Source organism: Streptosporangium sp. NPDC000095 (genome assembly GCF_042899335.1).
In the GTDB taxonomy this organism is placed as follows: Bacteria; Actinomycetota; Actinomycetes; order Streptosporangiales; family Streptosporangiaceae; genus Streptosporangium.
On sequence record NZ_JBIAZS010000015.1, the window covers coordinates 15520 to 31478 of the forward strand.

The 15959-nt window shown below is 72.1% G+C and carries 10 protein-coding genes and 1 tRNA gene; 3 read left to right on the forward strand and 8 right to left on the reverse strand.

What is annotated here, in order from left to right; translation table 11 throughout:
- Positions 1–21: 21 nt before the first annotated feature.
- From ACFY3V_RS29010 to ACFY3V_RS29025, 4 genes are read right to left on the reverse strand one after another with little or no spacing between them, the layout of a single operon-like run.
- Positions 22–948: an ABC transporter permease gene (locus tag ACFY3V_RS29010; protein ID WP_362903245.1), complete on the reverse strand. Its 927-nt coding sequence runs from the start codon at positions 946–948 to the stop codon at positions 22–24.
- Positions 945–2129: an ABC transporter permease gene (locus ACFY3V_RS29015; protein ID WP_389777941.1), complete on the reverse strand. Its 1185-nt coding sequence runs from the start codon at positions 2127–2129 to the stop codon at positions 945–947. The genes ACFY3V_RS29010 and ACFY3V_RS29015 overlap by 4 nt, the downstream gene beginning before the upstream one ends.
- The gene (locus ACFY3V_RS29020; protein WP_389777943.1) at positions 2126–3856 is read right to left on the reverse strand and encodes an ABC transporter ATP-binding protein; all 1731 of its coding nucleotides are present in this window, start codon (positions 3854–3856) and stop codon (positions 2126–2128) included. Before ACFY3V_RS29020 ends, ACFY3V_RS29015 begins: the two co-directional genes overlap by 4 nt.
- A gap of 1 nt (position 3857) precedes the next feature.
- Positions 3858–4967, reverse strand: coding sequence for a BMP family ABC transporter substrate-binding protein (locus tag ACFY3V_RS29025; RefSeq protein ID WP_362903239.1), 1110 nt, complete (start codon positions 4965–4967; stop codon positions 3858–3860).
- Between the two features lie 402 nt (positions 4968–5369).
- On the opposite strand from ACFY3V_RS29025, the gene ACFY3V_RS29030 reads away from it, so the two are divergent.
- Positions 5370–5855, forward strand: coding sequence for a ribosomal protein L7/L12 (locus ACFY3V_RS29030; protein ID WP_389777946.1), 486 nt, complete (start codon positions 5370–5372; stop codon positions 5853–5855).
- 152 nt (positions 5856–6007) lie between these two features.
- Here ACFY3V_RS29030 and fdhA read toward each other — a convergent pair whose 3' ends face one another.
- From fdhA to selA, 3 genes are all read right to left on the reverse strand, one after another.
- Positions 6008–7231 carry a formaldehyde dehydrogenase, glutathione-independent gene (gene fdhA / locus ACFY3V_RS29035; protein ID WP_362903235.1) on the reverse strand — a complete coding sequence of 408 codons (1224 nt, stop codon included), beginning with the start codon at positions 7229–7231 and terminating at the stop codon, positions 6008–6010.
- 174 nt (positions 7232–7405) lie between these two features.
- On the reverse strand, positions 7406–9439 hold the full coding sequence (locus ACFY3V_RS29040; RefSeq protein WP_389777948.1) for a SelB C-terminal domain-containing protein: 2034 nt from the start codon (positions 9437–9439) through the stop codon (positions 7406–7408).
- 12 nt (positions 9440–9451) lie between these two features.
- Positions 9452–10750, reverse strand: coding sequence for an L-seryl-tRNA(Sec) selenium transferase (gene selA / locus ACFY3V_RS29045; protein ID WP_389777950.1), 1299 nt, complete (start codon positions 10748–10750; stop codon positions 9452–9454).
- A 466-nt stretch (positions 10751–11216) separates the two neighbouring features.
- On the opposite strand from selA, the gene ACFY3V_RS29050 reads away from it, so the two are divergent.
- Complete coding sequence (locus tag ACFY3V_RS29050; RefSeq protein WP_389777952.1) at positions 11217–14519, forward strand: glycoside hydrolase N-terminal domain-containing protein; 3303 nt, start codon at positions 11217–11219, stop codon at positions 14517–14519.
- 110 nt (positions 14520–14629) lie between these two features.
- On the opposite strand, the gene ACFY3V_RS29055 is transcribed toward ACFY3V_RS29050, so the two are convergent.
- Positions 14630–14722: transfer RNA gene (locus ACFY3V_RS29055), tRNA-Sec, on the reverse strand.
- Between the two features lie 85 nt (positions 14723–14807).
- Between ACFY3V_RS29055 and selD the strand changes: the two genes are divergently transcribed.
- A complete protein-coding gene (gene selD, locus ACFY3V_RS29060) occupies positions 14808–15854 on the forward strand; it encodes a selenide, water dikinase SelD (protein ID WP_389777954.1) in 1047 nt (348 codons plus the stop codon).
- Positions 15855–15959 lie beyond the last annotated feature (105 nt).

Genomic DNA, 15959 nt, shown 5'->3' on the forward strand with positions numbered 1-15959 from the left:
CCGCCCCTGCCGCCCGGGGGCTCAGGGTGAGCCACGTTCGAAGGGTCGTCCCAGCGCCCCGGGTTCGCGGCTCCGGTTCGTGAGCAGCAGCATCGCGAGCAGGGCCAGCAGGTACGGCGCCGCGATGAGCAGTTGCGCGTTCAACTCCACCCCCAGCGCGGGCAGCGCCAGGCGCATGGCGTCGGCGAGGCCGAAGATCGCGCAGCCGAGCAGGGTGCGTCCCAGCCGCCAGCCTCCGAAGATCACCGCCGCGACGACGATGTACCCCCGTCCGGCCGTCATGTTCTGGTTGAACGAACCGACCTCGCCGACCGCGAGGTACGCGCCGCCCAGCCCGGCCAGCGCGCCGCACCACAGCAGTGCCTGACGGCGGCGCGCGTTGACCCGGATACCGGTGACGTCGGCGGCACGCGGCCGCTCGCCGACCGCCCGCAACTCCAGGCCCCACCTGCTGCGCTCGACCAGCCACCAGGTCAGCGGGACGACGACGACCAGCAGGTAGGCCGGCCAGCGCTCGACGAACAGCGGGGGGCCGATCAGCGGTATGTCGCGCAGCCAGGGGACGCTGACCTGTGACACCTGGTGGGAGTCGAAGTCGCTGACCGTGATCAGGTAGCCGGTCAGCCCGAGGACGAGGGCGTTGAGCACCAGACCGGCCACGAAGGTGTCGATCTCCAGCCGGTGGGAGAGGTTGCCGTGCACGAGGCCGATGAGGAGACCGACCAGCACACCCGCGACCAGCCCCGCGGTGGCGCTGCCGGTGGCACTGGCCGTGGCGATCGAGCCGAACGCGGCGCCCAGCATCATCGCCTCGACGGAGATGTTCATGGCACCGGCCCGCTCGGCGAGATACTCCCCGCACGCCGCGAAGGCGAGTGGCACCGTGAGCCGTACCCCGCTGGACAGGATGGTGGAGACGTCGTCCGTGCCGATCATGGGGCCGATCATGGGGCCGTCCTCTCCGCGACGGGCGCGGCCCCGTGCCCGTCGCGTGCGGCGCGCACGCCGGTCCCGCGGCGCCGGAGCGCGGCGATGACAACGGGCGGGGCGACGAAGGCCAGCACCAGCAGGGCCTTCACCACGTCCACGACGAACGAGGGCACGCCGGTCGCGGCGAGGAAGCCGCCGCCGGAGCGCAGCGCGCCGAACAGCAGGGCGACCGCCACGGCCGGCACCGGCCTGTTGCGGGCGACGAGGGCGACGAGCAGGCCGTCCCAGCCGATGTTCATCGCCATGCCCGGCTGCAGCCGGTGGACGCCCACCGGGCTGGTCAGCAGCACGGCCCCGGCCAGCCCGGCGAAGGCACCGGAGACGGCCAGCGCCGCGCCGCCCAGCGCGCCGGCGCGTACGCCCGCGTGCCTGGCGGCGAGCGGGTTGAGTCCGAGCATGGTGAGCCGGAACCCCCAGCGGGTGCGGGTGATCGCCGTCGCGATGATCGCGGCTCCGGTCACCGCGACCAGCAGGCCACCGTTGACCTGCAGGTCCGGGTATTCCCCGAACGAGCCGAGCAGCGCGCTCCGAGGCAGCGGGTTGGACTGCGGCGCGACGACGGCGTCACCGACCCGCGACTCCTGCAGCAGCCACGGCGTGTTCACCGCGAACGCGACGAGCTGCTGGGCGACGAAGGTCATCAGCAGCGTGCTGACCACGATGTTCACGCCCCGCAGCCGGTACATCAGCGCGCTGAGGCCGGCCCACGCGCCACCGGCCAGCGCGGCGACCGTGAGCACGACAACCAGCAGCGCCGGGCCGGTGACCGCGAGGCGCAGTCCCACCCAGGCGGCGAAGAGCGCCCCGACGAGCACCTGGCCCTCCTGCCCGATGTTGAACACGCCGGACCTGGCGCTGACGCACGCGCCCACGGCGACGAGCAGCAGCGGCGCCGTGTACAGCAGGGTGGAGGTCCAGGCCGTCGGGTCGGCCACACTGCCCTGGAAGAGTGCCCGCACCGAGGCGAGCGGGGAGCCACCGGTCACGGCGATCAGCAGCGACGACAGGGCGAGCGCCACGACCACGCCCGCGACGGTCGCCAGGCCGGTCCTCCAGCCGGACGCGCCGGGACCGAGGGTGAGGAGGGCGAGCAGGCGCCCGGACGGGTCCCGGCCGGCGTTCGGGGGGGTTTCTCTCACACGCTCGCCCCGCCCACCAGCATTCCGAGCCGCTCGGCCGTGGCCTCCCCGCCGGCGAGGACGCCGGTGATCCTTCCCGCGGAGATCACCGCGATCCTGGAGGCGAGGGTCATGACCTCCTCCAGTTCCGTGGAGATCAGCAGTACGGCCACCCCTTCGGACGCTGCGTCGCGTAGCCGCCGGTGCATGTCCTCGATGGCGCCCACGTCCAGCCCCCGCGAGGGCTGGGCCACGACCAGGACGGTCGGGCGGGCCGAGAGTTCGCGGGCGAGCACGACCCGCTGCCGGTTTCCTCCGGAGAGGTCGCGCACCGGGGTGTCCGTCGACGGGGTGACGATGCCGAACTCGGCCACCATGCGGCGGGCGACGGCGTGCATCCTCCTCCGGTCGAGGAACACCCGGCCGCTCACGGCGTCCAGCGACTTCATGACCAGGTTCGCCGCGACGCTCATGTCCAGCACCAGCCCGAAACCGTGCCGGTCCTCGGGCACGATGCCGAGCCCGGCGGCGTGCAGCGCACCCGGGCGGTTCGGATCGACCGGTCTGCCGGAGATCTCGACCGTCCCCGAGTCCGGTACGGCGAGCCCGGACAGCAGGTCGCCCAGGCTCGACTGGCCGCTGCCCTCGGCCCCGTACAGGCCGACGATCTCACCGGGGGCGACGTCCAGCCCGAGATGGGACAGGACGGGCACGCCGTCGACGGTGAGGGTGAGGCCGCGCAGCCGTAGCGCGGGCGCCGGGGGGTCCTGGACGCCCGTGCCCGCCTCGTCCGCCTTGATCTTTTCTGCCCTGAGCTCCTCGGGCCTGAGCTCGGTCATCGTGGCTTTTCCCGGCCCGGCCTCCCCCGTCGCGGCTTCTGTGGCTCCGGCCTCGGGACCGGTCTCGGTCATCGCGGCCTTCCCGGGTCCGTCACCCCTCGCGGACCCGTACGTTCCCGGCAGCACGCCGAGGGCGGCGGCCTCGGCGCCCAGGGAGACCTCCCTGCCGACCATCCACCTGGCCAGCTCCCGGGGACCCGTCCGCGCGGTCGCGCCACGGAAGACGACCTTTCCCCCGCGCAGCACGGTCACCCGGTCGGTGGCCGCGGTGATCTCGTCCAGCTTGTGGCTGATCAGGATGACCGCGCGGTTCTCCGAACGGACCGCGCGGCGCAGCACGCCGAACAGTTCGGCCGACTCCGCCCGGGTCAGCACGGACGTCGGCTCGTCGAGGATGAGCACCGACGGGTCCCCGCGCAGGCACTTGATCAGCTCGACCCGCTGCCGCTCGCCCGCGGAGAGCCCCGCGACCCTGGCCAGTGGGTCGACCGGCAGACCGTAGCGCCGGGAGATCTCCAGCACCTGGTCACGGGCGGCGGCCCTGTCGATCCTCCCGGTGTCGCCCAGGACGACGTTCTCCCAGACCGTGAGCGGTTCGATCAGGCTGAAGTGCTGGTGCACCATGCCGATGCCGAGCGCCGCGGCCTGTCTCGGGCTGCCGATGTCGACGGGCTCGTCATCGCGCAGGACGGTTCCGGCGTCCCGCCGGACGAGTCCCAGCAGGATCTTCATGAGTGTCGACTTGCCGGCCCCGTTCTCACCGAGCAGGCCGTGGATCTCTCCCCGGTACACGTCGAGATCCACGGTGTCGCAGGCCACCACCTGGCCGTAGCTCTTGCTCACTCCCCGCAGCCGCAGCGCGGGCACCGGCGGTGGGGAGAGCTCCCCGGCCTGTTCGTCTTCCCGCATCTCAGGAGCCGAGCCTCCGCACTTCCGCCTTGGGGTCGATCTTGCCGCTGCCGACGTCGGCGATGAACGTCTCCAGCCTCTCCCTCTGCTCGGGGGTGGGCTCGCAGATCCTCACGGTGGGGAACGGGTCGACGCCGAGCTTCCAGACCTTCTCCACGCCCATCCGCAGCTTCGCCGCGGCGAATTCCTCCAGCGCGGCCCTGAAGTAGTCTCCGGGACTGAAGAGCACCGAGATGTCGAAGGTGGGCGCGGTGGAGGCGCACCGGTCGGTGCCCGGGGTGAGGGTGAGCACGCCGTTGGCGTCGGCCAGCTCCGCCGACGCGTCGGTGGCGCCGCCCAGGTAGGGGTAGACGACCTTGACGCCCTGGCTGATCTGGGCCTGGGTGGCCTCCTTGGCCTTGGCCGAGTCGTTGAGGTCGCCGCTGTAGGTGACCGTCAGCGTGGCCTCGGGGACCACCAGCCGGATACCCGCCCTGAAGGCCCTCGCCGCCGCGGTGGTGAAGTCGACCTCCGGCCCGGTTACGAACCCGGCCTTGGTCTCGCCTTTCTCCTTCATCAGCAGGCCCGCCGCGTATCCGGCGGCGAGCAGGCTCTGGTCCGCCTCGTCGGTGGAAAGCATGATCCTCGGCGTCTGCGGGACGTTGTCCGAGGAGGGTACGTACCAGGCGGTGTTCGCGCACACCGGCTCCTCGGCGGCGGGGATCGCGTCCCTGAGGTCCGCGGCGCCCAGGGCCACCATGTCGACCTTCTGGCGGCACAGCGCTCGCGCGGCGTTGAGCGCCTCGCTGGTGTTGACGCCACCGCGTTTGATGATCGTCCAGCCCTTCGAGGTGGCGAACTCCTCCGCCGTGTCCACGAAGCTCTGGTAGTAGCCCTTGTCGTTGATGTCACCGGGGCTCAGCACCCCGATGACGACCCGGCCGTCGCCGTTGACGTCCGGCTGGCCCGGGAGCACGGTGCCGCCGTCCGTCTCGGCTCCCGTACCCGCCGGGACGGGGGTGGCCGCGCGGGGCGCCGTGGCGTCGCCGCTCGCGCATCCGGTGAGCGCCATCGCGGCGAGACAGGCGGTCAGCGTGGCCGTGACCCGGCCCGTTCGATGGTGTGCGGACATGACGATCCTCTCGATCCGATGCCCACGGGGCGCGGGTGGGGAACGAACCTTGGTCGCGGACAGGGGGTACGGGCTCGTTGGGGGCAGGTTGGGACGCTGCCATGTGGACGCTGCCATTTAACCGCCGTCGGCGTCCATCGTGTTCACCGCCTGCCCAAGACCGCCTGCCCGAGAAGGGAGAACTCCCCGGCAGAAAAACCTCCCGTTCCGTCCCACCCGGCCCGTGCGCATCCTCGGCAGGCGAGCCACGCGCTCGTCGACGCCCTCTTCGCCCGCCCCACCGCCGCCCCACGCCGCCCGCGCGGATCCTCGGGCAGGTGGGCCCGACGCTCCTCGGCACCCTCTTCACCCGACCCGTCATCGCCTCGCACGACCCGCGCGGATCCGGCGTACGATGCGGGCATGCCGAACATCGGGCCCACTGAGCTGCTGATCGTCGCCGTCCTGCTCGTGGTGGTCCTGGCGATCGTCGTCGGTGCCGTCATGGCGGCCAGGAAGGGCGGTCGCGCGGTCTCCGGCGGGGTGCCCACCGCGCCGCTGACGCCCCAGGGGCTGCATGAGACCGTCACCGGGCTGACCCGCCAGGGGCAGAAGATCCAGGCGATCAAGGAGCTGCGCCGATACACCGGGCTCGGCCTGAAGGAGGCCAAGGATGTCGTCGACGCCGTGGCCATGGGGCGCGACCTGTGGAGCCATCCCCTCATGGCGCGCGTTCGCGCCGCCCATCCCGTGGAGTCCCCGAGCACCGTCGCGATCACCGGGCCCGACCTCGCCACTCGCGTGCGCGAACTCAAGGCCGTCGGCCGCGCGGAGCAGGCGATCCACCTGGTGCGCGGTGAGACGGGCATGGGCGAGCGCGAGGCCGAGCTCTTCGTCGAAGCGCTCTGACCCTTCCCGAGCCCTTCAAGCCTCCTTCCCCGAGTCCCTCCGGCCCTCTTTTTCCGGCCGCTGCGAACCGGGGCAGCCCGCGGTGAAGCCCTCGGCCCAGGCCGGCGAACAGGATTCGGGCGCTGTCACACCTCAGGGTGTGGTGCGGGCGGTCAGCCGGATGTTCCGAGCATGCCGTTCGGGTCGAGCACGAACTTGGACGCGGCGCCCTGGTCGAACTCCTCGTACCCCTGGGGAGCCCGCTCCAGCGGGATCGGCACGGCGTTGACCGCCTTGGCGATCTGCACCCTGTCGTGCAGGATCGCCTGCATCAGGTAGCGGTTGTAGCGCATGACGGGGCACTGGCCCGTGGTGAAGGCGAGCGACTTGGCCCAGCCGAGGCCGAGCCTGATGGACAGCGACCCCTGCTTGGCCGCCTCGTCCGGAGCCCCTGGGTCGCCGGTCACGTACAGGCCGGGGATGCCGAGCGCGCCGCCGGCGCGGGTGATGTCCATGAGCGAGTTGAGCACGGTGGCGGGCTGTTCCCTGTCGGAGTCGCCACCGTGGCCGCGCGCCTCGAAGCCGACGGCGTCGACGCCGCAGTCGACCTCGGGCTCGCCGAGGATCTGCTCGATCTGGTCCTTCGGGTCGCCCAGCGACACGTCGACGGTCTCGCAGCCGAAGCCGCGGGCCTTTTCCAGCCGTTCCTTGTTCAGGTCGCCGATGATGACCACGGCGGCCCCGAGGAGGAACGCCGAGACGCCCGCGGCGAGCCCGACCGGTCCCGCGCCCGCGATGTAGACGGTCGATCCCGGCTTCACCCCGGCGCTGACGCAGCCGTGGAACCCGGTCGGGAAGATGTCGGTGAGCATGGCGAGGTCGAGGATCTTCTCCATCGCCTGCTCTTTGTCGGGGAACGTGAGCAGGTTCCAGTCGGCGTAGGGCACCAGGACGTACTGCGCCTGCCCGCCGACCCAGCCGCCCATGTCGACGTAGCCGTACGCCGATCCTGGCCGGTCGGGGTTGACGTTCTCGCAGATCCCGGTCTTGCCCTCCTTGCAGTTGCGGCAGCGGCCACAGGCGATGTTGAAGGGGACGGAGACGAGGTCGCCCTTCCTGACGAACTCCACGTCCGGGCCGAGTTCGACGACCTCGCCGGTGATCTCGTGCCCGAGGACGAGGCCGACGGGCGCGGTGGTGCGGCCACGGACCATGTGCTGGTCGCTGCCGCAGATGTTCGTCGCGACGGTCTTGACGATCGCGCCGTGCGGCACCTTGCGGCCCACGTTCGCCGGGTTCACCCCGGGGCCGTCCTTGAGCTCGAACCCGGGATAGTCGATGTCCCGGACCTCCACCTTGCCTGTCCCCTGGTACGAGACGGCCCTGTTGCTCGGCATGACGTCCTCCCTGTTCGTTTCCTCGTGGTGTGCCCTTCCGCGTGACGCCGGCGGAGCGGCCCGCCACCGTCGGGGGGACGGTCGAGGGGACGTGAGGGGAACGGTGACCACCGCATCCGAACCAAAGATGATTTTTCGCCTTTTTTCACCATATACCTGCTGGTTGCGGCGATATCAGGAGCCATCCCCCTCCGGGATCCGCCTCCCGATTCCGCCGGATCCGGTGACCGGCGTGATACCGCGAGATCCCTGTCCCGCGTGGGGCCGGCAGCGGCGGTGGATCTCGTCGACCCGCTCGGTGAGCCCTCTTTCGTCGAGGTGTTCCAGGAGCGGCACCGCGACCCTGCGGCTGGTGCCGAGGGCCTGCCTGGCCTGACTGACCGTGAACGGCTGCGGCAGCCGGGCGAGCACCCGGCCCGCCAGGACGTCCGCGCCGGGCAGCAGCACGATCCCGTCCGCCACCCGGAGCAGCGCCCCCGCCCGTACGGCGGCCGCCAGCTCCCGGGGCCCCAGCCCCAGCTCGGCCAGCCTGCCCGCCTCAGGGGCCAGGAAGGGGCGCGCGGACAGCTCGGCGCCGAGCCGCTCGACGGCCCGGACGACCGGCACGGGCAGCACCGGGCGAGCAGAGGAGCCGCTCACGATCCGCCCGGCCTCCGGGGCGAGCGGCGGGCGCAGGAGCGCCGCGACCAGCCGACGGTCGGGCAGGGCCAGCTCGTGGCGGGCCGCCTCAACCGGCATGCCCGGCTCCAGCGGATGCGCCGAGGCGTGGCGCCGCACCACCTCGGGGAGACGTTCCTCCAGCATCGACCAGTGCGCCGGATCGACGTGCCAGTCGCCGCACACCGGCCTGCCCGGAGCACACCCCATCGCCACCAGATCCCTCGTACGCAGCAGCAGGTGGGTCCGCAGCAGGGAGGCCGCGTCCGGCGGGGCCGCCGCCAACTCGGCCGCCCGCTCCCGCGCCGCGCCCCGGCGGCGCAGGTCGGGCGGGCGAGGATCGAGCACGTTCGCCCGCGCGAGGACCCGCACCTCGCCCCGGTCGCGTCCGGGATCGCGCAGCAGCAGCACGTCGCCCGCGTGCAGGGGGAGCCGTCCTGCCAGGCGCAGCCGGGCGATCCGCCCACCGAGCGGCCGCACGTCGCACACCACCGCCGCGGAGCCGATGTGCGCGGTCAGCCGCCCCGGAAGATCACCGGCGTCCCAGCCCTCGGGACGCCCCTCGCCTCCGAACGCCTCGGGGATGTGTTCCCAGGAGCCCTCCGGTCCGGTGTCCCCGCCGGGCACGCGCGAGCCACCGCCTCCGAGGCCGTCCACCTCGGGCTCACCAGGCCACCGCGGGCCGTCGTCCTCGGGTCCCGACGGGCTGAGGCGCACGTCGACCAGGTCGGTGTACGTCCACGCGTCCGGGGTGACCAGGGCGAGGCCACGGCAGGGGTCGCCCCGGCCGCGCATGCCTCGCAGGTTGAGCGCCACCCTGGCCACGCCGGTCACCGAGGCCACCGGCTCCTTCAGGCACTCCAGCGCCCGCACCCGCGCGGGCACGCCGTCGAGATCCAGCTCGTCCCCCGCGGTGATCGTGCCCGCGGGCAAAGTCCCGGTCACGACCGTGCCACTGCCGCGTACGGTGAACGCCCGGTCGATCCACAGCCGAACCGGCGCCCGGTGATCGGGTACGGGCAGTCCGGCCACCAGCCGGTCCAATGCCCGGCGCAGTTCGTCGAGGCCCTGCCCGGTGCGCCCGCTCACGACCAGCGCCTCGGCACCGCCCAGGCCACCCGCCGCCAGACGGGCCCGCGCCCGCTCCATGGCCGCAGCCGGCTCCGCGAGATCGGCGCGGGTCACCACGAGCAGGCCGTGCCGCACTCCCAGGGTCTCCAGCGCCACCAGGTGCTCCTCGGACTGCGGCATCCAGCCCTCGTCGGCCGCCACCACGAACATGACGGCGGGCGCCGGACCGGCCCCGGCCAGCATGGTGGCGAGAAAGCGCTCGTGGCCGGGGACGTCGACGAAGGCGAGCTGCTCCCCCGAGGGCAGCTCCGTCCAGGCGTAACCGAGCTCGATCGTGAGCCCTCGCCGCCGCTCCTCGGCCAGCCGGTCGGGTTCCATCCCGGTGAGCGCCCGCACCAGGGTGGACTTACCGTGATCGACGTGACCCGCCGTGGCGACGACGTGCATCAGCCGCCCGCCCACGCCCCGCGTGCCGAGCAACCGCCCCGACGGTCACCCACGGCGGTGCTCCGCCCCGAGAACGGCGCTCAGCACATCACCGTCCCGGTCCGCGGGCACGGCACGCAGGTCGAGCAGGAGACGGCGACCCTCCACCCGGCCGACGACCGGGACCCGCCCGGCCCGCAGCGGCACCGCGAACCGCTCGGGCAGACTGATCGCGGCGCTCGGCAGCCTCACGCCCGGTGCCCCGCCGCCGCCCACCGCCGCCTCGCTCGGCACGGCCCTCGCGTCGACCCCCGCCTCGGCCAGCCGGCCCGCGAGCGCGGCGGCACGCTCGCCGAGCAGCGCGGCATCGGCGTACAGGGCCTGGTGGACGGGGGTGGCGGGGCCTCGCAGGGTGGCCTCCAGCGCGGCCAGTGTCAGCTTGTCCACCCGGAGCGCACGGGCCAGCGGGTGTCTCGCGCACCGCTCGACCAGGTCGCGCCGGCCCAGCAGCAGCCCGGCCTGCGGGCCGCCGAGCAGTTTGTCGCCACTCGCGGTGACGAGTTCGGCTCCGGCCTCCAGGGCGCTCGCCGCGTCGGGCTCGCCCGGCAGCAGCGGCTCCCGCGCGAGCAGGCCCGAACCGATGTCGGCCACCACGGGTACACCGAGCGCGGACAGCTCGGCGACCTCGACCGAGCCGGTGAAACCCTCGACCAGGAAGTTCGACGGGTGCACCTTGAGGACGAAGCCCGTCTCCGGTCCCACCGCCGCCCGGTAGTCGGCGTAGGAGGTGCGGTTGGTGGTGCCCACCTCGCGCAGCCTGGCGCCGGTGGAGACGAGCAGGTCGGGGATGCGGAACCCGTCGCCGATCTCCACCAGCTCGCCGCGGCTGATCACGATCTCCCGCCCGGCGGCGAGCGCGGTGGCGACGAGCACGAGCGCGGCGGCGTTGTTGTTGACCACGTGCACGCCCTCCGCGGCGGGAACGGCCCGCGCGAGCGCGTCCATCGCGCCCCGTCCCCGGCGGGCGCGGGCTCCGGTGGCGAGGTCGAACTCCACGTCCGTGCAACCCGCCGCGGCGGCCGTGGCCTCCACCGCCGCGGCCGAGAGCGGCGCGCGGCCCAGGTTGGTGTGGACCAGCACCCCGGTCATGTTGATCACCTGCCGCGGGCTCGCCGGATACGGCGGGAGCGCCGCCACGGCCGCGTCCGCGACCTCTCCCGGATCGAGCACGCCCTGCCGTACGCGCCGCTGTGCCCGCGCCACGGCGTCCTTGACGACCGTCCGCCCGAGCCGCCCCGCCGCCGCGACCAGCCGGGGATCGGCGAGGACGGCGTCGGTACGCGGCACGAGCCTGCGTGGGTCCACTCTCCGAACATAGGCGAAGGCGGGAGGAAATCGAATCCGCCAGGCCGAGGACCTGGGCCTTTGAAGCCCGGCCTCCCATTCCTGCCGCCGGGCGTTCCGGCGAGCGCGTCTCCTCTGGGCGTCGTCGGTCAGGACTTCCCGTCTCCGGTCTCGATGATGTGAAGCGCGCCTCACATGGCCGAATGTTGCCGCCAGCGATCTCCGCACACCCTCGGTCCTCATTCTGAAACCTTGATAGGTCGGATGTCTAGGGGCGACGAACGACGCATGGGCGGATTTTCGTTGGCTTTTGTTACGGCTATTGACGCGATACATCAAATCTTTTAACTTGACCGAAACCCCCCCAGTCCCAAACCTCACCACGCTGCCGATCCGACCGGACTCCCGAGTTGACTTGTCGTCGAGTTCGTCGTCGCATGCGCGATTTCGGTTGCCGGCGAGGCTGCACCACGCTTGGAGATGCACCATGCCAGACCTGTCCCGCAGGCAGTTGATGTCGATCAGCGCAGCCGGAGCCGGAGCTCTGCTGCTCCCCATGCAATGGACGGCGGTGGCCCGAGCCGCTTCGGTGGCGCCTCCGGAAGTGCTCGCCGCCAACGACCTGGCCCTCTGGTACGACCGGTCCGCCGGCACCGACTGGCTGCGCGCGCTGCCCATCGGCAACGGACGCCTCGGCGCCATGGTCTTCGGCAACGTCGACCAGGAGCGGCTGCAGCTCAACGAGGACACCGTGTGGGCCGGCGGCCCGTACGACCAGAGCAACCCGAGGGGCGCCGCGGCGCTGGCGGAGATCCGGCGGCTGGTCTTCGAGGACCAGTGGGCTCAGGCCCAGAACCTCATCGACCAGGCGATGCTCGGGAACCCCGTGGGCCAGCTGGCCTACCAGCCCGTCGGCAACCTCAGGCTGAGCTTCCCCGGCGGCACCGGCTCGACGGAGTACAACCGCCAGCTGGACCTCACCACCGCCACCACGTCCACCACGTACCTCAAGAACGGGGTGCGCTTCCGGCGCGAGGTGTTCGCGAGCGCCCCGGACCAGGTCATCGCGATCCGCCTGACCGCCGACCAGCCCGGCTCGATCACGTTCTCCGCGACCTTCGACAGCCCCCAGCAGAACACGCGCTCCAGCCCGGACGGCGCGACGGTCGCGCTCGACGGCCGGTCCGGCAATCACCGGGGCATCACCGGCTCGGTCCGGTTCCAGGCACTGGCCCGGGCCTTCGCCGAAGGCGGCACCGTCTCCAGCTCCGGCGGCACGCTTCAGGTCACCGCCGCCGACAGCGTGACGGTGCTGGTCTCCATGGGCTCAAGCTACGTGAACTACCGGGACGTGAGCGGCGACTACCAGGGCATCGCGCTCGGGCACCTCAACGCCGCCCAGGACAAGACCTTCGCCGAGTTGCGCAGCCGGCACGTCGCCGACTACCAGAAGCTGTTCGGGCGTACGAATCTCGAACTCCCACGCACCTCGGCGGCCGACCAGCCGACCGACGTCCGGATCGCGCAGCACAACGCCGTCAACGACCCGCAGTTCTCCGCGCTGCTGTTCCAGTTCGGCCGGTACCTACTGATCTCCTCTTCGCGTCCCGGCACGCAACCGGCCAACCTGCAGGGCATCTGGAACGAATCGATGTCCCCGTCGTGGGACTCGAAGTACACCATCAACGCCAACCTGCCGATGAACTACTGGCCCGCCGACACGACGAACCTGTCGGAGTGCTACGAACCGGTGTTCAGCATGATCAACGACCTCACGGTCACCGGCGCCCGCACGGCGCAGGCGCAGTACGGCGCCGGCGGCTGGGTCACCCACCACAACACCGACGGCTGGCGGGCCACCTCGGTCGTGGACGGCGCGTTCTGGGGCATGTGGCAGACCGGCGGCGCATGGCTGGCCACCATGATCTGGGACCACTACAACTTCACCGGCGACGTCGACTTCCTGCGGAAGAACTACCCGGCCATGAAGGGCGCCGCCCAGTTCTTCCTCGACACCCTCGTGGAGGAGCCGAGGCTCGGATATCTGGTCACGAACCCCTCCAACTCTCCTGAACTGGCCCACCACGCGAACGCCAGCGTCGCCGCCGGTCCCACCATGGACAACCAGATCCTGCGCGACCTCTTCCACGGGTGCGCCGAGGCGAGCCAGGTCCTCAGCGTGGACGCGAGTTTCCGCGCGCAGGTCCTGGCCGCCGCGGACCGGCTGCCGCCGATGAAGGTCGGCTCGCGCGGCAACATCATGGAATGGCTGTACGACTGGGTGGAGACCGAGCGGAACCACCGGCACGTCTCCCACCTCTACGGCCTGCACCCCAGCAACCAGATCACCAAGCGCGGCACCCCGGAACTGTTCCAGGCCGCCCGGCGGACGCTGGAGTTGCGCGGCGACGACGGAACGGGCTGGTCGCTCGCCTGGAAGATCAACTACTGGGCGCGGATGGAGGAGGGCAAGCGTGCGCACGACCTCATCCGCTTCCTCGTGACGCCGGCCAGGCTCGCCCCCAACATGTTCGACCTGCACCCGCCCTTCCAGATCGACGGCAACTTCGGCGCCACCTCCGGCATCGCCGAGATGCTGCTGCAGAGCCATGCCGGTGAACTGCACCTGCTGCCCGCGCTGCCGGAGGCGTGGCCGACCGGGCGGATCGAAGGCCTGCGGGGCCGCGGGGGTTACACCGTCGGCGCGGCGTGGAGCGATTCCCAGGCCGACGAATTCCTGATCACGCCCGATCGCGACGGCACGATCAAGGTGCGCGGCCAGATGTTCGCCGGACGCTACCGGGTGCTCGACGCCACCCGCGGCGGCACCGCTCGCACCAAGCAGACCGACGAGCCCGACCTGCTCGAAATCACCGGACAGGCCGGTCACACCTACCGCGCGTACGCCTTGCAGAAGGTCAAGCTCGACGCGCCCGCCGAGGTCGCGCTGGGCCAGGAGGCGACGGTCACCTTCACGCTCCGTGCGATCGACATGCCGATCGCGCCCAGGACGAGCGTGTCCCTCGAAGTTCCTGACGGGTGGACCGTCACTCCGGCGCAGGTCGTGTTGAAGCCCTTGCGGCCTGACTCCGAGGCCACCGCCGAGTTCAAGGTCACCCCCGCCGCGACCGGCTCGGCGACCACCGTGGTCCTGACCGCCAAGGCGACCGGCCGTGACTGGACCGCCTCCGCCAAGACCTCGGTCCGGCTGTGGGACGGCCGGGAGACGCCGCTGGAGCAGAACTTCACCAACATCGCCGTGACCGACAACGGCAACACCGCCGTCGGCACCTTCGACGGCAACGGCGGCAGCATCTCCGCCCAGGCACTGGCCCAGGTCGGCGTCACCCCCGGCAGCACGGTCAACAAGGGCGGGATCGACTTCAAGTGGCCGGATGTCCCGGTGGGCACCGCCGACAACGCCATCGCCTCCGGCCAGTCCATCAAGCTGAGCGGCTCGGGCGCGAAACTCGGCTTCCTGCTGACCGGAACGTACGGCGCGGTGTCCGGGCCGGCCACCGTCGTCTACAAGGACGGCACGAGGCAGACCTTCACCCTCAGCTCCCCCGACTGGTACGGCGCCCCCAGGCCGGAAGGCGACGCCGCCATCGTGGCCCCCTACCAGAACCGGCCGGGAAACCAGCAGTTCAACACCCCCGCGACCATCTACTACGTCGGCGTGGCGCTGCAGGACAAGGAGGTCTCCCGCCTCGACCTGCCGAACATCAGCGCGAGAGCGCAGTCGGGCGTCGCGACCATGCACATCTTCGCCATCGCGATAGGCGGATAGCACCCCCGGACAACCGCCGAGCCTGACCGAAGGGCCGCGGCGTGGCCACACCCGGCCACCCCGCGGCCCTTCCTGACATGCCGGAAACGTCAGGCCCGCACGCTGAACGGCGGAGGCGGACGGGAATCGAACCCGCCAGGCCGAGAACCTCGGCCTCGACGATTTTGAAGACCGCGGGGGCCACCAGGCGCCCATACGCCTCCGGGGGAGAACATACCCCCGAGCGGGTATGTGCATCGGGGCGGCGTGCCGGACGGCGGCGTGCCGATCTACCAGGGGAGACGCGGCATGGCGGAGAGCACTGTGGAGCGAGGCGCCTCTCCTCCCCGGCAGGACGCGGTGCGGCTCACCCAGTACGCGCACGGGGGCGGCTGCGCCTGCAAGATCCCTCCCGGTGAGCTGGAGTCCGTCGTCGCCGGACTGCTCCGGGAGGCGAACGGGCCACGCCAGGACCTCCACGGTGAGCTGGTCATCGGGTTGGACGACGGCGACGACGCCGCCGTGGTCCGCGTCGAGGGCGGCCGGGCGATCGTGGCCACCGCGGACTTCTTCACCCCCGTGGTGGACGACCCCTGCGACTGGGGGCGGATCGCGGCGGCCAACGCCCTGTCGGACGTGTACGCGGTGGGCGGGGAGCCGCTGGTGGCGGTGAACCTGCTCGGCTGGCCCCGGGACGTGCTGCCGATGGAGCTCGCCGGGGAGGTGCTGCGTGGCGGCCTGGAGGTGGCGCGGGCGGCGGGCTGCCACGTGGCGGGCGGCCACAGCGTCGACGATCCCGAGCCGAAATACGGGATGGCCGTCACCGGGCTCGCCGATCCTGAGCGGCTGCTGCGCATCGACGGCGGCCGGGCGGGCCTGCCGATCTCCCTGACCAAGCCGCTCGGCGTCGGCGTGCTCAACACCCGGCACAAGGCGACCGGCGAGGTCTTCCCGCAGGCGGTGGCCACGATGACCACGCTGAACCGGGACGCCTCCCGGGCGGCGCTCGCCGCGGGCGCCGGGTGCGCCACGGACGTGACCGGGTTCGGCCTGCTCGGCCACCTCTACAAGCTGGCCAGGGCGAGCGGCGTCACGGCGGTGCTCGACGTGGCGGCCGTGCCGTACCTGAGCGGGGCTCGCGAAGCCGTACGGGACGGCTACGTCAGCGGCGGCACCCGGCGCAACCTGGCGTGGGTGGCACCGCACCTGGATCCGGGCCGCTTCGGCGAGGAAGACCTGCTGCTGCTCGCCGACGCCCAGACCTCAGGCGGCCTGCTCGTGGCGGGTGAGATCCCCGGCGCGCCGGTCGTCGGCGAGCTCGTCCCCCGCGAAGGTCCGGCCCTGCGACTGCGCTGACCTGCCCGGACACGGCCCGGATAAGACCGGCCAGGGCCAGACGAGCCTAAACCAGGCAGGGGCGGACCGGACCGGAGCGGACGACGGGGGCCTCTCCATGCGACC